This is a genomic window from Sphingomonas sp. FW306-05-A (genome assembly GCF_058782275.1).
The window spans coordinates 1,590,625-1,609,734 of sequence record NZ_JBYSXN010000002.1 but is presented as its reverse complement, the minus strand read 5'-3'; the positions used below and the strand labels follow the sequence as shown (position 1 = coordinate 1,609,734).

Sequence of the window (19,110 nt, the reverse complement as noted above, 5' to 3'; positions counted from 1 at the left end):
CCCCCCCCCCTCCCCCCCCCCCCCCCCCCCCCCCCCCCCCCCCCGACTAGGGGTCAAGCGACCGGATCGGTCTCGCGGACGATCGGCGGACGACCGCGCCGACGACGCGGCTTTTCAGCTTCGCCATCCGCATCGCCGGGCGTCACCGCCGACACGTTGAGCGACGGCGGGAGGAGATCGGCAGAAAAGCCGTTATCTTCCCCCTCATCGGCGCTGTCGGTGGTTGCTGCAGCGGGCTCGGGTGCGACTGCGGTTGCGTCACGCCGCGGGCGACCACGGCTCCGACGGGGTGGCTCGCTCGCTTCGGGCTGGGTCAGCACGACGGCGTCCATCGCCTCGGGTTGCGCTTCCGTTGCGGATGGCAAAGGAGCGTCCTCACTGCGCACATCGCGCGGGGCGCGGTCTTCTGTGCGTGCGGTGTCGCGCTTCCTGTCCTCACGCGGGCGATCCTCACGGGGGCGATCGTAACCGCCGTCCTCCTGAGCGTTGCCGTTCGAGGCCCGCCGCGGACGTTCGTTCTGGTCGTCGCCTCCGCGCGAGTCCGTCGCGCCATTCTGGGTATCACCCAGTGAACGGGTGCTGTTGCGGGCATAGCCGCGATCGGCATCGCTGCGATTGTCGTTGCGATATGTGTCCTGCCGCACGTCGGGACGGTTGCCCTCCTGACGGACAGTATCCTGACGGGGCTCCTGGCGCGAATCCGACCGGTTGCCATCCTGGCGGTTGCTATCGCGGTTTTCCTGACGACCCTCTTGGCGCCCGTCCTGACGATAGCTGTTCTGACTGCCGCGCTGTTGTTCCGCGGGAGCGATACGCTCGCCTTCGTCCTCGAATTCGGTGTCGTCCTCGTCGAGCGTGGCACCCTGGATGCGGCGCTGGACCGGGCCGCCATTCTCTTCGATCCGGGCGCGGGTCTCGGCCAGCACGCGAAAGTAATGATCGGCGAACTGGAGGTAATATTCGACGTTGACGCGGTCGCCCTGCATCTGGGCATCGCGCGCGAGCGTCTTGTATTTCTCGAGCAGCTGCGCCGCATTGCCGCGGGCGCGATTGTCGATCCGGTTTCCGGTATCGAGACGGCCCGGATTGCCACCACCTTGCGAGCGCTGTTGCTGCCCGCCACGGCCGCGACGGCGGCCGGCCTGACGATTGTTGATCAAGTTCTTGTTGTCCTGTCCTTGGAAACCAACCGGGTCGTGCTCCAGAAATATGGATGCAAATGCCCCTTGCGCACCGACCGCCGACCATCGGCGAAGTGCGCTTGCCAGCGTCGCCGGACCGGGCAACTGCATGACGAAGGGAGCGGGCAACAGCCCATTTTCAACACGTTACGATGAAAATGCGAGCCCCTATGGGCTGCAATAGCGGTTTGCGGCGCATTCTCCAAGCGGAATATTAGCACTGGCGTGCGATCGCTCATAGCTGCCGGGTCGCGACCAGCGCGCGGGGATTGCCGCCGAGATCCTTCCGGAGCGTCACCGTAAACCCGTGTTCGACCAGCAGGTCGGTGACCGGTTCCGACTGGGTTGCGCCAATCTCGAGGATCGCCGCGCCACCGTCGCCCAGCACGGCCGCGAGTTGCGGCACGATCGCGCGATAGTCGTCCAGCCCATCCGCTCCGGCGAACAGCGCCGCGCCGGGCTCATGCTCGGCGACTTCGCGCGGCAGGACCTCGGTCGTCCCGATATAGGGGGGATTGGCGAGGATCAGGTCGAACCGCCCGGTCACGCCATCCGCCCAGTTGCCCGACGCGAAGGTCGCGCGGTCCGCCAGGTCCAGCGTGACCGCGTTGCGCCGGGCGTAGCCCAGGGCGACGTCGGACTGGTCGACCCCGACCCCCGTCGCGCCCGGCCATTCGGCGAGCGCCGCGAGCAGGAGCGTTCCGGGTCCGGTGCCGAGATCGAGAATGCGGGCTGGCGGCCTTTCGGCAAAATGTGCGACCGCCGCGTCGAGCAGCGTCTCGCTGTCTGCGCGGGGAACGAGCACGCCCGGGCCGACCGTGAGCTCGATCGTCCAGAAGCCGCGCGTGCCGGTGATGTAGGCGATCGGTTCCTGCGCAAGACGGCGTGCCAGCAGCGGGGCGAAGGTATCGGGCACGGCGGCATCGAGATGATGGAGCAGCAGCCGTTCGCGCGGGATGGCGAGCGCGTGCGCCATCAGCAGTTCGGCATCGAGCCGCGGGGTGTGGCTGAATGTCGCGAGGTGTTGGCTGGCGGAGGCGAGCGCTGTTCTGATTTTGCCCTCTCCTCGCGGGGAGGCGTCGCGAAGACTGCCGAGGTCGGGTGCGCTGGACGGCCCCACCCCAACCCCTCCCCCAAGGGGGAGGGGCTTACCCTCTGCGTCTTCTTCTAGCCCCTCCCCTTCAGCGGAGGGGATGGGGGTGGGGGGAGCCTCGCAGAGACTGCCGAGGTCGGGCGTGCTGGACGGCCCCACCCCAACCCTTCCCCTGAAGGGGAGGTGCTTAGACGTATCCACCGGCTCAGCCATCCAGCGACGCCAGCCGCTCCGCTTCATCCTGCGCGATCAAGGCGCCAAGCAATTCTTCCATTTCCCCCTGCAAAATCTCCGGCAACCGGTGCAGCGTCAGGTTGATCCGATGATCGGTGACGCGCCCCTGCGGGAAATTATAGGTGCGAATCCGCTCCGACCGGTCGCCCGACCCGACCATTGATTTGCGCGCGCCTGCGCGTTCGGTGTGGAGCCGCTCACGCTCGGCCTCGTACAGCCGGGTGCGAAGGACCTTCATCGCCTTGGCGCGGTTCTTGTGCTGCGACTTCTCGTCCTGCTGGATCACGACCAGCCCGGTCGGGATGTGGACGATCCGCACCGCGGAATCGGTCGTATTGACCGACTGCCCGCCCGGCCCCGACGAGCGATACACGTCGATCCGAAGATCCTTGTCGTCGATCTTGACGTCGACCTCTTCCGCCTCGGGCAGCACCGCCACCGTCGCCGCCGAGGTGTGGATCCGCCCCTGCGCTTCGGTCGCGGGGACCCGCTGGACGCGGTGGACGCCGCTTTCGAACTTTAGCTTGGCGAACACGCCCTTGCCCTCGACAGAGGCGATCGCTTCCTTGAAGCCGCCGCTTTCGGAACTGGAGGCGGAGATCAGCTCGACCTTCCACCCCTGTCCCTCGGCATAACGCTGGTACATGCGGAACAAGTCGGCGGCGAACAGCGCGGCCTCGTCGCCGCCGGTGCCGGCGCGGATTTCGAGCATCGCGGCGCGTTCGTCCGCCGCGTCGCGCGGAAGCAGCGCAAGCGACAGCGCGCGCTCGGCATCGGGGAGCGTGCCGCGGATCGCCTCGATCTCTTCGCGCGCCATCGTCTTGATCTCGGGGTCCTCGTCCGCTTCCATGCCCGCGAGCACACCAAGTTCTGCGCGCAAACGCCGCACTTCGCCCGCCGCGCGCGCGACCGGTTCGAGCTCGGCATATTCCTTCGACACCGCGACGAAACGGTCGGACGGGAGATCGCCCGTTGCCATCAGCGCAGACAATTCGTCACGCCGCGCCTCGATCTGCGCGATCCGTTCGGGGGAGATGGAGCTCATGCGGTGCGCATACCCTTCGCCGGGGAAGCGAGCGAGGAAAGCGTCAACATGCTCCGACCAGTCGCTGAGTCAGCGTCTTTACCGTTTCATGTTCCGGGACATCTGTCGCGGCGCGCGTGCTGAACACGGGCGCATCCCCGTCGAGCCGCAGCCCGACGACGACCTTCGCCCCCATTTTCGCCGCCTTGTCGAAGCGTTTGCGCGGCGAGCCCGTCGCGACCATCTCCGCGGAGAGGCCATTCTCGCGGAACAGCTTGAGCGCGCGAAACGCGGTCGCCAGCGCGGCATCGTCCTCGACCGCGATCGCGACGTCCGGGCCTTCGACCGCAGGCTCCTCGAGCAACATCGCCAGCCGCTCGATCCCCGCCGCCCAGCCGACACCGGGCGTGTCCGGCCCGCCGAGCGACCCGACCAGCCCGTCATAGCGTCCGCCCGCAAGCACGGTGCCTTGCGCGCCCAGCCGGTCGGTGACGAATTCGAATGCGGTGTGGCGGTAATAATCCAAGCCCCGCACCAGCCGCGCGTTGCGCGTCCAGGCAACGCCAGCCGCATCCAGCCCCGCCGTCACCGCATCGAAAAAGCCACGCGCTTCATCCGTCAGATAGGCATCGATATCGGGCGCGCTGTCGGCGACCGGGCGATCGCGCGGGTCTTTCGAATCGAGGATGCGCAACGGATTCTTGTCGAGCCGCGCAAGGCTGTCCTCCGACAACACGTCACGGTGCGCTTCGAAATGCGCGACCAGCGCGGCGCGCCATGCATCGCGCGTCTCGGCGTCCCCCAACGTATTGAGCTGCAACGTCACGCCATCCGCGATCCCGAGCTCATGCAGCAACTGGTCCGCGAGCACGAGCAGCTCGACGTCGGCAGCGGGCTCGGCCGCGCCGATCACCTCGGCATCGATCTGGTGAAACTGGCGGAAGCGCCCCTTTTGCGGGCGTTCGTAGCGGAACACCGGCCCGTGCGTCGCGAGCTTCAACGGCGCATATTGCTGCCACCCCTCGGTCAGATAGGCGCGCGCCAGCCCCGCGGTGAATTCGGGGCGCAGCGTCAGCGAATCGCCGCCGCGATCCTCGAACGTGTACATTTCCTTCGAGACGACGTCGGTCGTCTCGCCGAGCGAACGCGCGAATACCGCGGTGCTCTCGAACACGGGGATGTCGACGCGCTGGAAGCAGTACAGCTTGCGGACGCGATCAAACGCCTCGACCACGCGGGCGAAGCGACGCTGCTCGTCGCCAAAGATGTCCTGCGTTCCGCGGATGCGCTTGGGGGTTTCGATACGGGCCATAACCCGCGATCCTGTAGGGGAGCGTCACCGGTTGCGCCAGATACTTGTCGCGGGCGGGCCCCCGCAAGATGACAAGTCTGCCATGTAGCCGCCGCGGCATTGCGGTAGCGCACACGCTCTGTAACACCCGCTCCATGGCCTTCGATATCGGCAACCGGATTGCCCCACCCCGCTTCGTCCTGTTCACCCTGTTGTTCGTGGCGGGCATATTCATCGCGATCCCGCCGCTCGGCTGGGGGCGCGGGACGATGGCGGCGTTCGACGTGGCGGGCACGGTCTTCCTGATCGCGGTCATACCCTTGTTGCGCCGGGGCGAAGCGGGCCAGATGCGCAAACAGGCCGCCGCCAACGATGCCAATCGCGCGGGGCTGCTCGTGCTGACCGGGCTGACGATGCTCGTCATCCTGACGTCGGTGTTCAAGGAAACGCAGGGCAAGACCAACTTGATCGGCACGCTGCTGATCATCGGCACGCTGGTCGTGGCGTGGCTGTTCTCGAACACCGTCTATGCGATGCATTATGCGCATCTTTTCTATTCCGACGACGATGACGACGGCAAGGATCACGGCGGGATCGATTTCCCCAAATGCGACGAACCCGATTACTGGGACTTCCTCTATTTCAGCTTCACGCTGGGGATGACGTTCCAGACCTCCGACGTCGAAATCTCGTCGCGGCGGGTGCGGCGGACGGTGCTGGGACATTCCGTTGCTGCCTTCGTCTTCAACATCGGCGTGCTCGCCTTCACGATCAACGTCCTGGGCGGCAGCAGTAGCGGTGGATGATGGGGTGGACGCGCGCCGCGTTACCCGCTTAAATCACCGCAACAGCCGAGTTTTGCTCCACCCCTCCTGGCGTCGCGATCGGCGCCTTATTCGGAAAGTCCCCTGCATGATCCGTCGCGCCGCGTTCACCGCCCTGCTGCTGTCCACGACCGTCACCACCGCCTTCGCCCAGACTTCGAACGTCCAGAATTCCAAGCCGCAGCCGGTGCCGATTGTCGACACCATCCCCGCCGCGAAGGACACGCCCTTCCCCGGCACGATGACGCTCGCGATCGATGCGACCGACACGACGCGGGGCATTTTCAAGACGCGCGAAACGCTCACCGGGGTCACCGCCGGACCGATGACGCTGCTCTTCCCCAAATGGCTCCCCGGCAACCATTCGCCCTCGGGCCAGCTCGACAAGCTTGCCGGGGTCCACATCCGCGGCGGCGGCAAAGAACTCGCCTGGACGCGCGATCCGGTCGACGTCTACGCTTATCACATCGACATTCCCGCAGGCGTAACTCAGCTCGACATCGACCTGCAATTCCTCTCGGCCACCGCGCCTGACCAGGGGTCGGTGGTGATGACGCCCAACATGCTGCGCCTCCAGTGGAACGCGATGAGCCTCTATCCGGCCGGTTATTTCACCCGCCAGATTCCGGTCACCGCGACCGTCACTTACCCTGCGGGCTTCACCGCCTCGTCGGGCTTGCCGTCGAAGGCGGCCGGCGCGGTCTACAGCTATGCGCCGACCAATTACGAAGTGCTGGTCGACTCCCCCGTGCTCGCAGGGCGCTATTACAAGCAGTGGGCGCTCAGCCCGCGGGTCAATCTCGACGTCTATGCCGACACCCCCGCCGAACTCGCCGCGACGCCCGAACAGATCGCGGCGCACAAGCGGCTCGTCGACCAGGCAGTCAAGCTCTACGGATCGCAGCATTACGACACGTACGAATTCCTGCTGTCGATCTCCGACCTGATGGGCGGAATCGGGCTCGAGCATCACCGCTCGTCGGAAGATGGGGTCAAGCCCGGCTATTTCACCAAGTGGAGCGACGGCCCGGGATCGCGCAACCTGCTGCCGCATGAATATAATCACAGCTGGGACGGCAAGTTCCGCCGCGGCGCCGACCTGTGGACCCCCGATTTCCGCACGCCGATGCGTGGTAGCCTGCTGTGGGTGTATGAAGGACAGACCCAGTTCTGGGGGTATGTGCTGCAAGCGCGGTCGGGAATCGTCTCGAAACAGGACACGCTGGACATGTACGCGATGATCCTCGCCAGCCTCGACAACCGTCCGGCCCGCGAGTGGCGCGACATGGTCGATACCACCAACGACCCCGTCATCTCGCAGCGCCGCCCCAAGGGCTGGCTGAGCTATCAGCGGTCGGAGGACTATTACAACGAGGGCCTGCTGGTGTGGATGGAGGTCGATTCGATCCTCCGCAAGCAATCCGGCGGCAAGAAGTCGATCGACGATTTCGGCCGCGCGTTCTTCGGGCTGAAGGACGGCGATTATGGTCAGGTGACCTACACGTTTGAGGACGTGGTGAAGACGCTCCAGGCGATTCAGCCCTATGATTGGGCCGGGCTACTCACCAAGCGGCTCACCGAAACCGGCGCGCGCGCGCCGATCACCGGATTCGAGAACAACGGGTACAAGCTCGTCTATACCGAGGAGCAGACGCTTTCGTTCAAGAACGCCGAGGCGTCGCGCAAGATGACCGACTTGACCTATTCGATCGGCACCACGCTCAACAAGGACGGCGGCGTGACGGGCGTCGGCTGGGACAGCCCAGCCTTCAAGGCGGGGATCACGGTCGGCGACAGCATCGTCGCGGTGAACGGGACGGCCTATTCGGACAGCGTGCTGAAAGCTGCGATCACCGCAGCGAAAACGAGCAAGACGCCGATCGTGCTGCTGGTGAAGGCGAACGATTCGATCACGTCTGTCAACATCGATTATCACGACGGGCTGCGCTATCCGCGGCTTCAGAAGAGCGGCACCGGCGAGGGCGGTCTGGATCGTCTGCTGATGCCCCGCTAAGGGAGGCTCAGTAAACGTTCCTTAACCCTTAACCAAATCAACAAGTCAGGAATCACCATGCGTATCGACATGATCTCGGTCGGGAAGAGCCCGCCGGACGACCTCAACGTCATCATCGAAGTCCCGACCGGCGGCGAGCCGGTGAAGTATGAGTTCGACAAGGCGAGCGGCGCGCTGTTCGTCGATCGCATCCTCCACACGCCGATGCGCTACCCGGCGAACTATGGCTTCGTGCCGCACACGCTGTCGCCCGATGGCGATCCGCTCGACGCGCTGGTCGTTGCGCGCTCGCCGTTCATCCCGGGCTGCGTCGTGCGCGCACGGCCGATCGCGGTGCTCAACCTGGAAGACGAAGCCGGCGGCGACGAGAAGCTCGTGTGCGTTCCGGTCGACTCGACCTTCCCGTATTATTCGAACGTCAGCGAGCGTGGCGACATGCCCGAGATCGTGTTCGAGCAGATCGAGCACTTCTTCACCCACTATAAGGACTTGGAGAAGAAGAAGTGGGTCCGCGTCGGCAAGTGGGGCGACCGTGACGAGGCGCGCAAGGTCGTGATCGAAGCGATCGAGCGCTACGAAGAAGCCAAGAAGGCGGGCGATCCGGCCCCCGGCATGGACGTCGACGCCTGACGCCATCGGCCCGTCGCCGCCATCGGCGCGACGACGGGCTGAAACGGGTTTGGTGCCGCCGGTGCTTAGCCCGTCACGCCCCGGCGCATCATCTTGCGCAGCCGCCCCGGCAACCAGCGCGCCGCGAACGCCATGCGGTCCGCGGTCTTGCCGACGAAAGTGTGGACCCGGTCGCCATGCACCGCGTCCCATGCCGCCTGCGCAACCGCATCCACCCCGGTGAGTTCCAGCCCCGCGTTGGTGACGACCTCGCGAATCGACTGGTTGCTGTTGCCTGCGGGCGCATGGAGCAACGGGGTGTCGATGAAGCTCGGCACGATGTCGCGCACCTTGATCCCTGCCCCGTACCATTCGCCGTCGAGCGCCTCGGTCAATGCGCGCACCCCGAACTTGGTCGCGGAATAGACCGGCAGGCCTGAGCTGCCATAGATGGCCGAGGCAGACGCGGTATTGAGCAGGCACGATCCCTGCGTCCGCGCCAGATAGGCGTAGCCGATCTTCGCGCCGTTGAGCACGCCGACGAGGTTGATCGCGACGACGCGGTCGAGATCCTCGAAGCGCATCTCGGCGATCGGGCCGCCCGTGCCGATCCCGGCGTTGTTGAACAGCACGTCGAGCCGGCCCCCGGTCGTGGCGGTAAACGCATCGAGGCTCGCGACCCAGGCGTCGCGGTCGCGGACGTCCATGGCGTAAGTCTCGGCCATGCCGGGCGGCAGCATCGCGGCGGTCTCGGCGAGCCCTTGTCGGTTGACGTCGGCGAGCCCGACGCGCCAGCCCTTCGCGGCGAACAGTTTCGCGGTCGCTTGGCCGATGCCGGAGCCGCCGCCGGTGATGAAGATCGCCTGTTGCATCGCTGTTTGCACCCCTCCCTTGGGCCCGGCTCGTGCCGGATTCTCAGCAGGGGTTTGCGGCATGGTGGACCGCGGGACAAGCCCGATGCCGCAATCCCTTCCCCCGTCCCTCCGCTACGGGTTTGACGCCTGTGGCACCGTCCCGCACAAGCGACCTGATGGCACAGACCCAATCCCCCGGCCCGACGGTTACGTTCGAGGCCGTCACCAAACGCTATCCCGGCGGAACGACCGCGGTCTATGGCGTCTCGGTCGAGATCGCGGGCGGGAGCTTCGTGGCGCTGGTCGGGAGCTCGGGATCGGGCAAATCGACGCTGCTCAAGATGATCAACCGGCTGATCGAACCAAGCGAAGGTTGCACACGCATCGCCGGCGCCGACGTTGCCGCCGAGCCTCCCCCGATGCTGCGCCGCAAGATCGGTTATGTCTTTCAGAACATTGGACTATTCCCCCACATGACGGTCGCCGAGAACATCGCGATCGGGGTGCGGCTGGCTGGCGGCAAGCACGATGGAGCGCGCGTCGGGGAGTTGCTCGATCTGGTCGATCTGCCGCGGGATTTCGCGACGCGGCTGCCCGATGCGCTGTCGGGCGGGCAACGCCAGCGCGTCGGCGTCGCGCGCGCGCTCGCGACGGCGCCGGGGCTGATGCTGATGGATGAGCCGTTCGGCGCGCTCGATCCGGTCACGCGCGATCAATTGGGCCACGCAATCCGTGCGTTGCATGATCGGCTCGGGCTGACCACGATCATGGTGACGCATGACATGGCAGAGGCGCTGATCCTCGCGGACCGCGTGCTGGTGATGGACGCCGGGCGGATCGTTGCGGACGAAACGCCGCGCGGGCTGCTCGGCGGCGCGGGCGGGGCGGTGGCGCAGGCGCTGGTCGCGGTGCCGCGCGATCAGGCGGCGCGGATGCGCACCCTTGCCGCCGAACCGGCCGGAAACGCAGCATGAATGGCCCGTTTTTCGACGCGATGACGCGCGTTCCCGACCTGCTTTCAGCGCATTTGCTGCTGTCTGCAGCCGCTTTGACGCTGGGATTGGTGATCAGCCTGCCGCTCGCGATCTGGTCGGGGCGGTCGCCGCGGGTCGCGCGCGTCACGCTCGGGGTAGCGAGCCTCGTCCAGACGATCCCGAGCCTCGCGCTGCTCGCGCTCTTCTATCCGCTGCTGCTGTTCCTGTCCGGGCTGGTCGGCGGGGGGATTCCGGCGCTGGGGTTCCTGCCGTCGCTGCTCGCGCTGTCACTGTATGCGGTGCTGCCGATCCTGCGCAACGGCGTGACCGGGCTGGCGGGGATCGACCCCGCAGTGATCGAGGCGGCGGACGGGGTCGGGATGACGCCGTGGCAGAAGCTGCGGCTGGTCGAGGCCCCGCTGGTCGCGCCGGTGCTGATGGCGGGAATCCGCACCGCGGCGGTGTGGACGATCGGCGCGGCGACGCTGTCGACCACGGTCGGCCAGCCGAGCCTCGGCGACATGATCTTCGCGGGGCTCCAGACGCAGAACTGGGCGCTGGTGCTGGCGGGGTGTTTCAGCGCGGCGGCGCTGGCGCTGGCGGTGGATGCGTTGCTCGGGCTGATCGAACGGTCGATCGCGCGGCGGCGGCGTGGTGTCGCGCTGGGGGCGGGGGGCGTGCTGATCGCGGGCGTGCTCCTCGCGCTTGCGCCGTTGTGGCCGACGGGCGGGAGCGTCATCACGATCGGCGCGAAGAACTTTTCCGAGCAATATATCCTGGCGCGGCTGATCGGCGATCGGCTGGAGCAGGCGGGCTATACGGTGCGCTATCGCGACGGGCTTGGGTCGGCGGTGATCTACGGCGCGGTCGGCACGGGGGCGATCGACATTTACGTCGATTATGCGGGCACGATCTGGGCGAACGAGATGAAGCGCCGCGACGTACCCCCGCGCGCGGCGATGGTCGCGGCGATCGGCGCATGGAGCGCAAAGACGTCGGGCGTGAAACTGCTCGGCTCGCTCGGGTTCGAGAACGCCTACGCCTTTGCGATGAAGGGCGATGCGGCGCGCAAGCTGGGGGTGGCGTCGCTCGACGATCTCGTCCGCGCGGGGCCGCAGCTCAAGTTCGGCTCGGACCTCGAGTTTCTCGAACGCCCCGAATGGGTCGCGATCCAGCGCGCCTATCCGATCCGTTTCGCCAGCGCGCGCGCGTATAACCCGACCTTCATGTACCGCGCGCTGGAGAGCGGGCAGGCGGATGTGATCTCGGCGTTCTCGTCCGACGGACGGATCGCGGCGCAGCATCTGACCGTGCTGAGTGATCCGCGCGGGGCGATCCCGGGGTATGATGCGATCGTGCTGGTAGGGAAGGCGCATGCGCGTGACGCGAAGTTTTTGGCGGCGGTGCAGCCGTTGATCGGGCGCGTGTCGGTCGAGGCGATGCGCGCGGCGAATTACCGGGTGGACCGGGACGATGCGAAGGAATCGCCCGAGGCGGCGGCGCGGTGGCTGGGGCGGAAGATCGGGGTGGGGCGGTGACGCTTAACCCCACCCCCGTCATTCCCGCGGAGGCGGGGATCCATACTGGCTGAAGGTGGCAATGGTAGGGCGACGCGCTAATGGATTCCCGCCTTCGCAAGACCTCTGCACGAAGGCAATCGGAGGTTTGATCGTCACCGCGCGCACCAAAAGCTGCCGTCATGCTGAACTTGTTTCAGCATCCACCGCGCAACAGGCACAATCCGGACTCGCGGATGGCTGGATCCTGAAACGAGTTCAGGATGACGGACGGTTGTGCAGAGCCCCCGCTTACGCGTGATGACGGAGGTGGGGGGGCGTCCTGCCCCCCTCAGCCGCGCACAGCGGTCACGAAGTAATCGAGGCTGGTGTCGTCGCTCAGCACGAAGCCCTTCGCCACCGAGAACGCCAGCCCGCGCACGTCGATGACGCGCAGACCTGCCGCCTCGACCAGTGGCGTCAGCTCGTCTGGTGTCAGGAACTTGTTCCAGTCGTGCGTCCCGCGCGGGATCGTTCCGCTGCCCTCGGCGAAAGTGATCAGCGCGAGGCGCGACAACGCGGTGCGGTTGGGGGTCGACAGCACGAGCAGCCCGCCCGGCGCCAGCGCGCGCGCGAGGCCCGCGACGAAGCCTGCCGGATCGGTGACATGCTCGATTACCTCTAGGCTGGTGACGAGATCATAGGTCGCGTCGGCGAGATCCTCGACGCTTCCCGTGCGATAGTCGATCGAAAGCCCCGACGCCGCCGCATGGATCTGTGCCGCCGCGATATTCTCCGCCGCCGCATCGAGCCCGGTGACGTCCGCCCCCAGCCGCGCGAGCGGTTCGCACAGCAGCCCCGCACCGCAGCCGACGTCGAGCGCGCGCTTCCCCGCCAAAGGCGTGAAGCCCGTCTCGTCGCCATGCCAGTGCGCGTCGATCTGCGTGCGGAGATACCCCAGCCGCACCGGGTTCAGCCGATGCAGCATCGCGGACGAGCCCTTGGGATCCCACCATTCGGCCGCCATCGTGCCGAAGTGCTTGGCCTCGGCCGGGTCGATAGTGGTTACAGACGTTACGGTTGCGCTATCCATGTCCGCTTCCTATCAGGACGGCCCCCGCACCCCAAGGACTTCGTGACCCAGATCATGGCGCGTATCGTGATGAAATTCGGCGGCACCTCGATGGCCGGAATCGAACGGATCCGTTCGGTCGCTGCGCGGGTGAAACGCGAAGTCGCGGCAGGCAACCAGGTTGCGGTGGTCGTATCGGCGATGGCGGGCGAGACCGACCGGCTCGTCGGCTTCTGCCGCGAGGCGTCGTCGCTCTACGATCCCAAGGAATATGACGTCGTCGTTTCGGCGGGCGAGCAGATCACCTCGGGCTTGCTCGCGATCGCATTGCAGGCGGCGGGCGTTCCCGCGCGAAGCTGGCTCGGCTGGCAATTGCCGATCGCGACGTCGGATGCGCATGCCTCCGCGCGGATCGAGAACATCGACATGGCCGCGCTCGACGCGAGCCTTGCCGCGGGCGAGGTCGCGGTGATCCCGGGGTTCCAGGGCGTCGATGCCGACGGCCGTGTCACCACGCTCGGGCGCGGTGGCTCCGATACGTCGGCGGTCGCGATGGCGGCGGCGATGAAGGCGGACCGCTGCGACATCTACACCGACGTCGATGGCGTCTACACGACCGACCCACGGATCGTGCCGCGCGCGCGGAAACTCAAGAAGGTCACCTATGAGGAGATGCTGGAACTCGCCAGCGTCGGCGCGAAGGTGTTGCAGACCCGCTCGGTCGGTCTTGCGATGAAGGAAGGCGTGCGCGTCCAGGTGCTGTCGTCCTTCACCGGCGAGGACGCGCCGATGGCGGACACATTACCCGGCACGATGATCGTGGGCGAAGAGGAGATCGACGATATGGAAAGCCAGCTCATCACCGGCATCGCGCACGACAAGAACGAAGCCAAGATCACGCTGATCGCGGTGCCCGACAAGCCCGGCGCGGTGGCGGCGATCTTCGCGCCGCTCGCGGCTGCCAATATCAACGTCGATATGATCATCCAGAATATCGCGCACGCCGCACGCTCGACCGACGTGACCTTCACGGTACCCGCCGCCGACCTTGCGCGTTCGATCGAGGTGCTCAACCAGGGGCGCGGCGAAATCGGCTTCGGTGAGCTGGTGCATGACACGCGCGTCGCCAAGATCTCGGTCGTCGGCGTGGGGATGCGCAGCCATGCGGGTGTCGCCTCGACGATGTTCTCGACGCTCGGCGAGCGCGGGATCAATATCCAGGCGATCTCGACCAGCGAGATCAAGGTCTCGGTGCTGATCGAGGAGGATTATACCGAACTCGCGGTACGCGTGCTGCACACGGCGTACGGACTCGACGCCGAGGATGCCGCCTGACGACGCGTGCAGGCTCAAGTCGTCGTCAGCGTTCCCGTGCCGGTGGAGTCGAAGGTCAGGAGATATGCGCCTCCAAGCGGCATCGTCCACGCTTTCTGGCTGCTGGTAACGGGGTCGCCGATCTTCTGCGTGCCGCTCGACTGAGCAAGCCCATAGCCGCCTGCCTTGACCAATAGGGTGGCATTGGGGCTGGTGGGCACGGCGTAGGCAAAGAAGACGAGGCTGGTACCAAGCCCGAAACCAACGGTGACGGCATATTGCGTCCCGTCATAGACCGGCATCGTCCAGCCGGCGCTGTCGTGTGTGACGGTGATCGACGGGGTCAGCGCAAGGCTGAACGCGTCGGCATCGCTGGAATACGCGCAGGCCGCGGTGTTCGCCGCGATGTCACCCGTCTTGTAGGCGGCGGCGAACCACCACAGCGGCAGATCCCGGTTGAAATCGATGTAAACCTTGGTGTCGACGGTTTGCAGCGCCGCGACCATCTGCTGCCCCGAAGGCGGGATGGGGCTCGCGGCGGCGAAGGTTGCGACGAGCGGAATCGCATAGTCCACCTCCGCAACGATCTCGACGGTGGTATCCGACGTTCCGCCAGTAACCGCGACGGTCGACGTCGCGGTTACTGGCGGAAAGCGGCGGCGGGCATCTGCCCGGTCGGCCGGCGTGATGGCGAACGGCTGGCCCATCGTATCTGCGCCAGCCGCCGTGACCATCGCGCGCCGCCTATGCTTTCTGCGAATGGAAGATCGCGTTTGCACCCGCTACGACGATATCCTTGACCGCTTGCGCGGACATCGCTCCGTTATAGGTGAAATTGACGGTGGTTGCGCCAGCGGTACTGCTGGTGATGTTGAAGGTAACGCCGCTCATCGTGAAATAGACGAATCCTGCGGCGAGCGCCGTCAGCACCGTGATCGTGCCGCTCAGGATCGTATCTTCCGCGGCAGCGAGATCCGCGCTCGAACCGGACCATTTCACAGCCGTGACTTGGTCCTGTTGGACTGATCCGTCGGACAGATAGGCTATGGCGGTGAGTTCGCGAACGCGCGCTGACGTGAGCAGCGACAGGTCGTCGAGCAGCGCGACGCTGGTCGGCTTGCCGGGGGTGACGCGCCAAGTTCCGTTGTTGAGCAGCGTCACCGTCGCTGCAAAGTTGCTGAACGAAGACGGGACGGAGAGTTGCGCAGCATCGTTGCTGACCTGCGTCCAGTCGGCCAGCGTCGATTCGCCGTAGGTCCCGGCACTGACATAGAATTTCAGTTGGGGTGTAAGCGTACGGCTTTGATTTGGCGTCGGCGACCATGTCATACCGATGAACCCGGCCATCGTCTGAATACCGAACGACTGGCTCGCATACCAATTTAGTGCTTCGTTGCTGGCCTGATCGAAGGGGTTGGTCGAAATCTTGATCGTATTTGCGGGGGAAGACGCTGCGTCCAGCGTCAGCTTTGGGCCCTTGTTGGGCGGCACGTTGGCATAAACCGCATCCCAGGTCTGGGTCAGGTCGCTGTTCTGCGAGATCGACGAATTGATCTGTACGTTCAGCCCGACCGCGTTGTTGCTGGCACCCGCTGCGACGACATATTGCACCGGTACGGTGAAGGAGTTGGTCGAGGGATCGTTCGGGTCGATGTCCAGTGACACGCTGGAATTCGCGTAGACGTTCGGGTCGCCGGCCAGTTCCTGCGGCGGGGTCAGAAACAACCAGAAATTCTGTTCGGTATTCATCTGGTTGACCAGGTAGATTGTATAGTTCGTTGTCATGGAATCCTCCGAGATGTTGGAAGACGCAGAACTGGCCGTCGCCCGCACGGACTGTGCGGACAGTGTCGCACCGTGCGGATTGCACGATGACGGCATGCGATCGTTGTGACCCGGGATCGGGATAGGTGGTGATGCCCGTAGGGGCGATCCCGGCGAGAAGGGGACGCGACAAACGGTTCGAGGCTGCGCGAAATCCGTGACGCCATCTTATCGGCTTTACGCCCGCGCGCCCGGTCAAGCGCGACCGAAACGACCCGATCGCCCCGGCGTGGCGCAGGGCTTTGCGCCGTTCCGGCGGCAATTCCCGCCGCTCACTCCGAGTCGGGGTCGACGACCTTGGTGGCGAGCCGGGACAGCAGCGTGACCGGATCGCGCCCGCCGCCGTACCCGTATTTGCGCGCTTCGTGCTTGGCGCATTTGCGCTGGCCGGCGAAGAGTCCGCACGGTGTGGGGGGCGTGAGCGCGCCCATGCCCGTCCCCTGATCGCTGCGGCTGGGTTCGCCCGAGTGATCGACCGGCAAGGGCAGGCGGAAGCGGTCGCGCCGTCCGCCGCAGACCAGGATATCGTCGGATTGCGTTGCCGAGCCGCAGCGCGGGGCGGTTGCGGGCGTGGCGCGTGCGAGATCGAACTCGGTTGCCGGCAGATTCGCGGCCGGAAGGGCCTGCGCCAGCACCATCAGCATCACCAGCGCCATTCCACCGTCTCCCCGCATGCATCCTGTCGGGGCAAGACGGCGAAAAGACGGCGGAATGTTTTCTCGTCAGCGCAGCAAACCGACGGCAGGGACGTGGTCAGCCCTACCGCTTGGCGGTGTACGGTCGCGCCGCGATCCCCGACCAGTCCTGATCCGCCATCCCGTCCTCGACCGCGTCCACCATCCGGGTGCGGATCGCATCGAGTACCGGAAGCGTGACGTTCGCCGCGTCCGCCAGTTCGGTCGCGAGGCGGAGGTCCTTGAGGCCGAGCTTCATCCGGAAACCCGGCGTGAAATCCTCCGCCACGATCTTGGGCCCGTAATTCTGATACGCCTTCGCGCCGAACAGCGTGCCGGTCATCAGATCGAGGAACGCGGCCTTGTCGACGCCATTGTCGCCGACCAGCGCGAACGCCTCGCCCATCGCCTCGATCGCCATGGTGATCATCATGTTGCCCGCGATCTTGGCGGCGTTGGCACTGCTCGCGTCGGGGCCGAGCGGCCAGACCTTGCTCGAGATCGCCTCGAGCAGCGGCTGGACGCGTGCGACCGCGGACTCTTCGCCCGCGACCACGACGTTGAGCTGCGCGGCGGCGGCGGCATCGGGGCGACCGAAGACGGGGGCGGCGACATAGCCGATCCCGCGGCGGGCGTGGTCCGCGGCGAGTTCCTGCGCGAAGGCGACCGAGATCGTCGCGGTCACGACGTGGACCAGATCATGCTTCACGCTGTCGAGCGCGCCCGAATCGAGCAGGACGCTGCGGATCGCGGCATCGTCGGACAGCATCGTGAACACCGCTTCGCAGCGCAGCACGTCGTCGAGCGTGCCGATCGTCACGCCGGGCGCATCCTCGGGCTTTACCGGCGAGCGGTTCCACGCGACGACGCGGTGGCCCGCCTTGACGAGATTGGCCGCCATCGGGCCACCCATCAGCCCGAGTCCGACAAAACCGATATCCATGTTGGTGCTCCACGCAGCGAAAGACGTTGTGGGGCCAAGCGTCCTGGACCGGCAGTCGGTTCCGTGCGGGACCACCAACGGTCCGAAGCGGGTTATTCCCCGATCAGATGCACCGCGATCAGGCGCCGATGCGCGGCGCGGCGGTGTTCGAACAGATACAGCCCCTGCCACGTGCCGAAGACCGGCTCGCCATCCGCGACCGGAATCGACAGGCTGGTCGCGGTCAGCGCGGCGCGCAGATGCGCGGGCATGTCGTCCGATCCTTCGTCGTCATGCTCATAGCCCGCATTCTCGGGCGCGATCTTGACGAAATAGCGTTCCACGTCGCGGCGTGCGGCGGGGGCGGCATTTTCCTGGATCAGCAGCGATGCCGAGGTGTGGCGCACGAACACGGTCAGCAGCCCGGTCGTAATCCCGGTCGCCGCCACCCAGCGGTTCACCGCGCGGGTACAGTCGTGCAAGCCCTGGCCGGGCGTATCGAAGGTGAGTTCACCAATTTCCTGTCGCATCCGCGCGCACTTGCCCGAAACCCCCGGGGAAGGCTAGGCCACTGGCATGAACCAGACATCCTCGATCGGCGCAGAGCGCCTTCAGCGCCGCATGGCGCGTGGCGCGGCGTTCCTCGGCAGCGAGGTCGCGATCGTGTGCGGCGCGATGTCGTGGGTGTCCGAGCGCAACCTCGTCGCCGCAATCTCGAACGCGGGCGGCTTCGGGCTGATCGCGTGCGGCGCGATGACGCCCGAACTGCTCGACCGCGAGATCGCCGCGACCAAATTGCTGACCGATAAGCCGTTCGGGGTGAACCTCATCACGATGCACCCGGCGCTGTTCGACCTGATCGACGTGTGCACGCGGCATCAGGTCGGCCATGTCGTGCTCGCGGGCGGGCTGCCGCCGACGGGGTCGATCGACAAGATCAAGGCGGACGGCGCGAAACTGATCTGCTTCGCGCCCGCGCTGAGCCTCGCCAAGAAGCTGATCCGCTCGGGCGTCGACGCGCTCGTCGTCGAGGGGATGGAAGCGGGCGGGCATATCGGCCCGGTATCGACCAGCGTGCTCGCGCAGGAAATCCTTCCCGAAGTCGCGGACAAGGTGCCGGTGTTCGTGGCCGGCGGGATCGGGCGCGGCGAGGCGATCGCGGCGTATCTCGACATGGGTGCTGCGGGTGTCCAGCTCGGCACGCGCTTCGTCTGCGCGACCGAGAGCATCGCGCATGCCAATTTCAAGAAGGCGTTCCTGCGCGCCTCGGCCCGCGATGCGGTGGCGAGCGTCCAGCTCGACCCGCGTTTGCCGGTCATCCCGGTGCGTGCGCTCAAGAATGCGGGCGCCGAGCTGTTCACCGCCAAGCAGCGCGAAGTCGCGCTGTCGCTCGACGAGGGCAAGGTCGCGATGCTCGAGGCGCAGTTGCAGATCGAGCATTATTGGGCGGGCGCGCTGCGTCGCGCGGTGATCGACGGCGATGTCGAGCATGGCAGCGTGATGGCGGGCCAGTCGGTCGGCATGGTGACCAAGGAAGAACCCGTCACCGAGATCATCGCGAGCCTGATGGACGAGGCGGCGGCGGCGCTGGCGCTCCGAGCGGCGTAAGGGGGCGCGGCGTAAGGGGGCGCGGCGTAAAAAGGGGCCGTCGCGCACCCCTCCGTTTTTTTTAACTTCGATCAATAAGTCGTTGGTCGTCATATAGTAATG

Annotated in this window: 18 protein-coding genes; 7 read left to right on the top strand and 11 right to left on the bottom strand. The window is 66.2% G+C overall.

From position 1 onward, the window contains the following. Positions 1 to 53: 53 nt before the first annotated feature. From AC3WJR_RS16345 to hisS, 4 genes are all read right to left on the bottom strand, one after another. Positions 54 to 1,160, bottom strand: a complete 1,107-nt coding sequence (locus tag AC3WJR_RS16345; RefSeq protein ID WP_492726073.1) for a DUF4167 domain-containing protein — start codon at positions 1,158 to 1,160, stop codon at positions 54 to 56. 256 nt (positions 1,161 to 1,416) lie between these two features. After that, entirely contained in the window at positions 1,417 to 2,235 is an 819-nt protein-coding gene (gene prmC, locus AC3WJR_RS16340; RefSeq protein ID WP_492726205.1) for a peptide chain release factor N(5)-glutamine methyltransferase, read from the bottom strand. Positions 2,236 to 2,479: 244 nt separating this feature from the next. Further along, positions 2,480 to 3,553 carry a peptide chain release factor 1 gene (gene prfA, locus AC3WJR_RS16335; RefSeq protein WP_354278624.1) on the bottom strand — a complete coding sequence of 358 codons (1,074 nt, stop codon included), beginning with the start codon at positions 3,551 to 3,553 and terminating at the stop codon, positions 2,480 to 2,482. A 43-nt stretch (positions 3,554 to 3,596) separates the two neighbouring features. Beyond that, positions 3,597 to 4,844, bottom strand: coding sequence for a histidine--tRNA ligase (gene hisS / locus AC3WJR_RS16330; protein ID WP_492726071.1), 1,248 nt, complete (start codon positions 4,842 to 4,844; stop codon positions 3,597 to 3,599). A gap of 134 nt (positions 4,845 to 4,978) precedes the next feature. On the opposite strand from hisS, the gene AC3WJR_RS16325 reads away from it, so the two are divergent. The 3 genes from AC3WJR_RS16325 to ppa all read left to right on the top strand — a co-directional run bounded on the left by AC3WJR_RS16325 (position 4,979) and on the right by ppa (position 8,291). Next, on the top strand, positions 4,979 to 5,629 hold the full coding sequence (locus AC3WJR_RS16325; RefSeq protein WP_492726069.1) for a DUF1345 domain-containing protein: 651 nt from the start codon (positions 4,979 to 4,981) through the stop codon (positions 5,627 to 5,629). A 106-nt stretch (positions 5,630 to 5,735) separates the two neighbouring features. Continuing rightward, a complete protein-coding gene (locus tag AC3WJR_RS16320; RefSeq protein WP_492726067.1) occupies positions 5,736 to 7,661 on the top strand; it encodes a M61 family metallopeptidase in 1,926 nt (641 codons plus the stop codon). A gap of 57 nt (positions 7,662 to 7,718) precedes the next feature. Further along, a complete protein-coding gene (gene ppa, locus AC3WJR_RS16315) occupies positions 7,719 to 8,291 on the top strand; it encodes an inorganic diphosphatase (RefSeq protein ID WP_354278628.1) in 573 nt (190 codons plus the stop codon). A gap of 65 nt (positions 8,292 to 8,356) precedes the next feature. Here the strand turns inward: ppa and AC3WJR_RS16310 are convergent, their stop codons facing one another. Further along, positions 8,357 to 9,142 (bottom strand): SDR family oxidoreductase, encoded by a 786-nt coding sequence (locus AC3WJR_RS16310; protein WP_492726065.1) that lies wholly within the window; start codon positions 9,140 to 9,142, stop codon positions 8,357 to 8,359. Positions 9,143 to 9,300: 158 nt separating this feature from the next. On the opposite strand from AC3WJR_RS16310, the gene AC3WJR_RS16305 reads away from it, so the two are divergent. Both AC3WJR_RS16305 and AC3WJR_RS16300 read left to right on the top strand, forming a co-directional pair. Continuing rightward, positions 9,301 to 10,098 (top strand): ATP-binding cassette domain-containing protein, encoded by a 798-nt coding sequence (locus AC3WJR_RS16305; RefSeq protein WP_492726063.1) that lies wholly within the window; start codon positions 9,301 to 9,303, stop codon positions 10,096 to 10,098. Then, positions 10,095 to 11,636, top strand: a complete 1,542-nt coding sequence (locus AC3WJR_RS16300) for an ABC transporter permease/substrate-binding protein (RefSeq protein ID WP_492726061.1) — start codon at positions 10,095 to 10,097, stop codon at positions 11,634 to 11,636. The genes AC3WJR_RS16305 and AC3WJR_RS16300 overlap by 4 nt, the downstream gene beginning before the upstream one ends. Positions 11,637 to 11,946: 310 nt before the next feature. Here AC3WJR_RS16300 and ubiG read toward each other — a convergent pair whose 3' ends face one another. Further along, on the bottom strand, positions 11,947 to 12,687 hold the full coding sequence (gene ubiG / locus AC3WJR_RS16295) for a bifunctional 2-polyprenyl-6-hydroxyphenol methylase/3-demethylubiquinol 3-O-methyltransferase UbiG (protein WP_492726059.1): 741 nt from the start codon (positions 12,685 to 12,687) through the stop codon (positions 11,947 to 11,949). Positions 12,688 to 12,741: 54 nt separating this feature from the next. Here ubiG and AC3WJR_RS16290 point away from each other — a divergent pair, with 54 nt between their 5' ends. Further along, complete coding sequence (locus tag AC3WJR_RS16290; protein ID WP_354279384.1) at positions 12,742 to 14,001, top strand: aspartate kinase; 1,260 nt, start codon at positions 12,742 to 12,744, stop codon at positions 13,999 to 14,001. Between the two features lie 14 nt (positions 14,002 to 14,015). Here the strand turns inward: AC3WJR_RS16290 and AC3WJR_RS16285 are convergent, their stop codons facing one another. The 5 genes from AC3WJR_RS16285 to AC3WJR_RS16265 form a co-directional block, all read right to left on the bottom strand. Then, on the bottom strand, positions 14,016 to 14,714 hold the full coding sequence (locus AC3WJR_RS16285; RefSeq protein WP_492726057.1) for a hypothetical protein: 699 nt from the start codon (positions 14,712 to 14,714) through the stop codon (positions 14,016 to 14,018). Positions 14,715 to 14,724: 10 nt separating this feature from the next. Continuing rightward, positions 14,725 to 15,765: a hypothetical protein gene (locus tag AC3WJR_RS16280; protein ID WP_492726056.1), complete on the bottom strand. Its 1,041-nt coding sequence runs from the start codon at positions 15,763 to 15,765 to the stop codon at positions 14,725 to 14,727. Positions 15,766 to 16,076: 311 nt separating this feature from the next. After that, positions 16,077 to 16,460, bottom strand: coding sequence for a hypothetical protein (locus AC3WJR_RS16275; RefSeq protein WP_492726054.1), 384 nt, complete (start codon positions 16,458 to 16,460; stop codon positions 16,077 to 16,079). Between the two features lie 103 nt (positions 16,461 to 16,563). Continuing rightward, entirely contained in the window at positions 16,564 to 17,421 is an 858-nt protein-coding gene (locus tag AC3WJR_RS16270; protein ID WP_492726052.1) for an NAD(P)-dependent oxidoreductase, read from the bottom strand. Positions 17,422 to 17,513: 92 nt separating this feature from the next. Then, entirely contained in the window at positions 17,514 to 17,930 is a 417-nt protein-coding gene (locus AC3WJR_RS16265; protein ID WP_492726051.1) for a secondary thiamine-phosphate synthase enzyme YjbQ, read from the bottom strand. Positions 17,931 to 17,976: 46 nt separating this feature from the next. Between AC3WJR_RS16265 and AC3WJR_RS16260 the strand changes: the two genes are divergently transcribed. Continuing rightward, a complete protein-coding gene (locus AC3WJR_RS16260) occupies positions 17,977 to 19,008 on the top strand; it encodes an NAD(P)H-dependent flavin oxidoreductase (RefSeq protein WP_492726050.1) in 1,032 nt (343 codons plus the stop codon). Positions 19,009 to 19,110 lie beyond the last annotated feature (102 nt).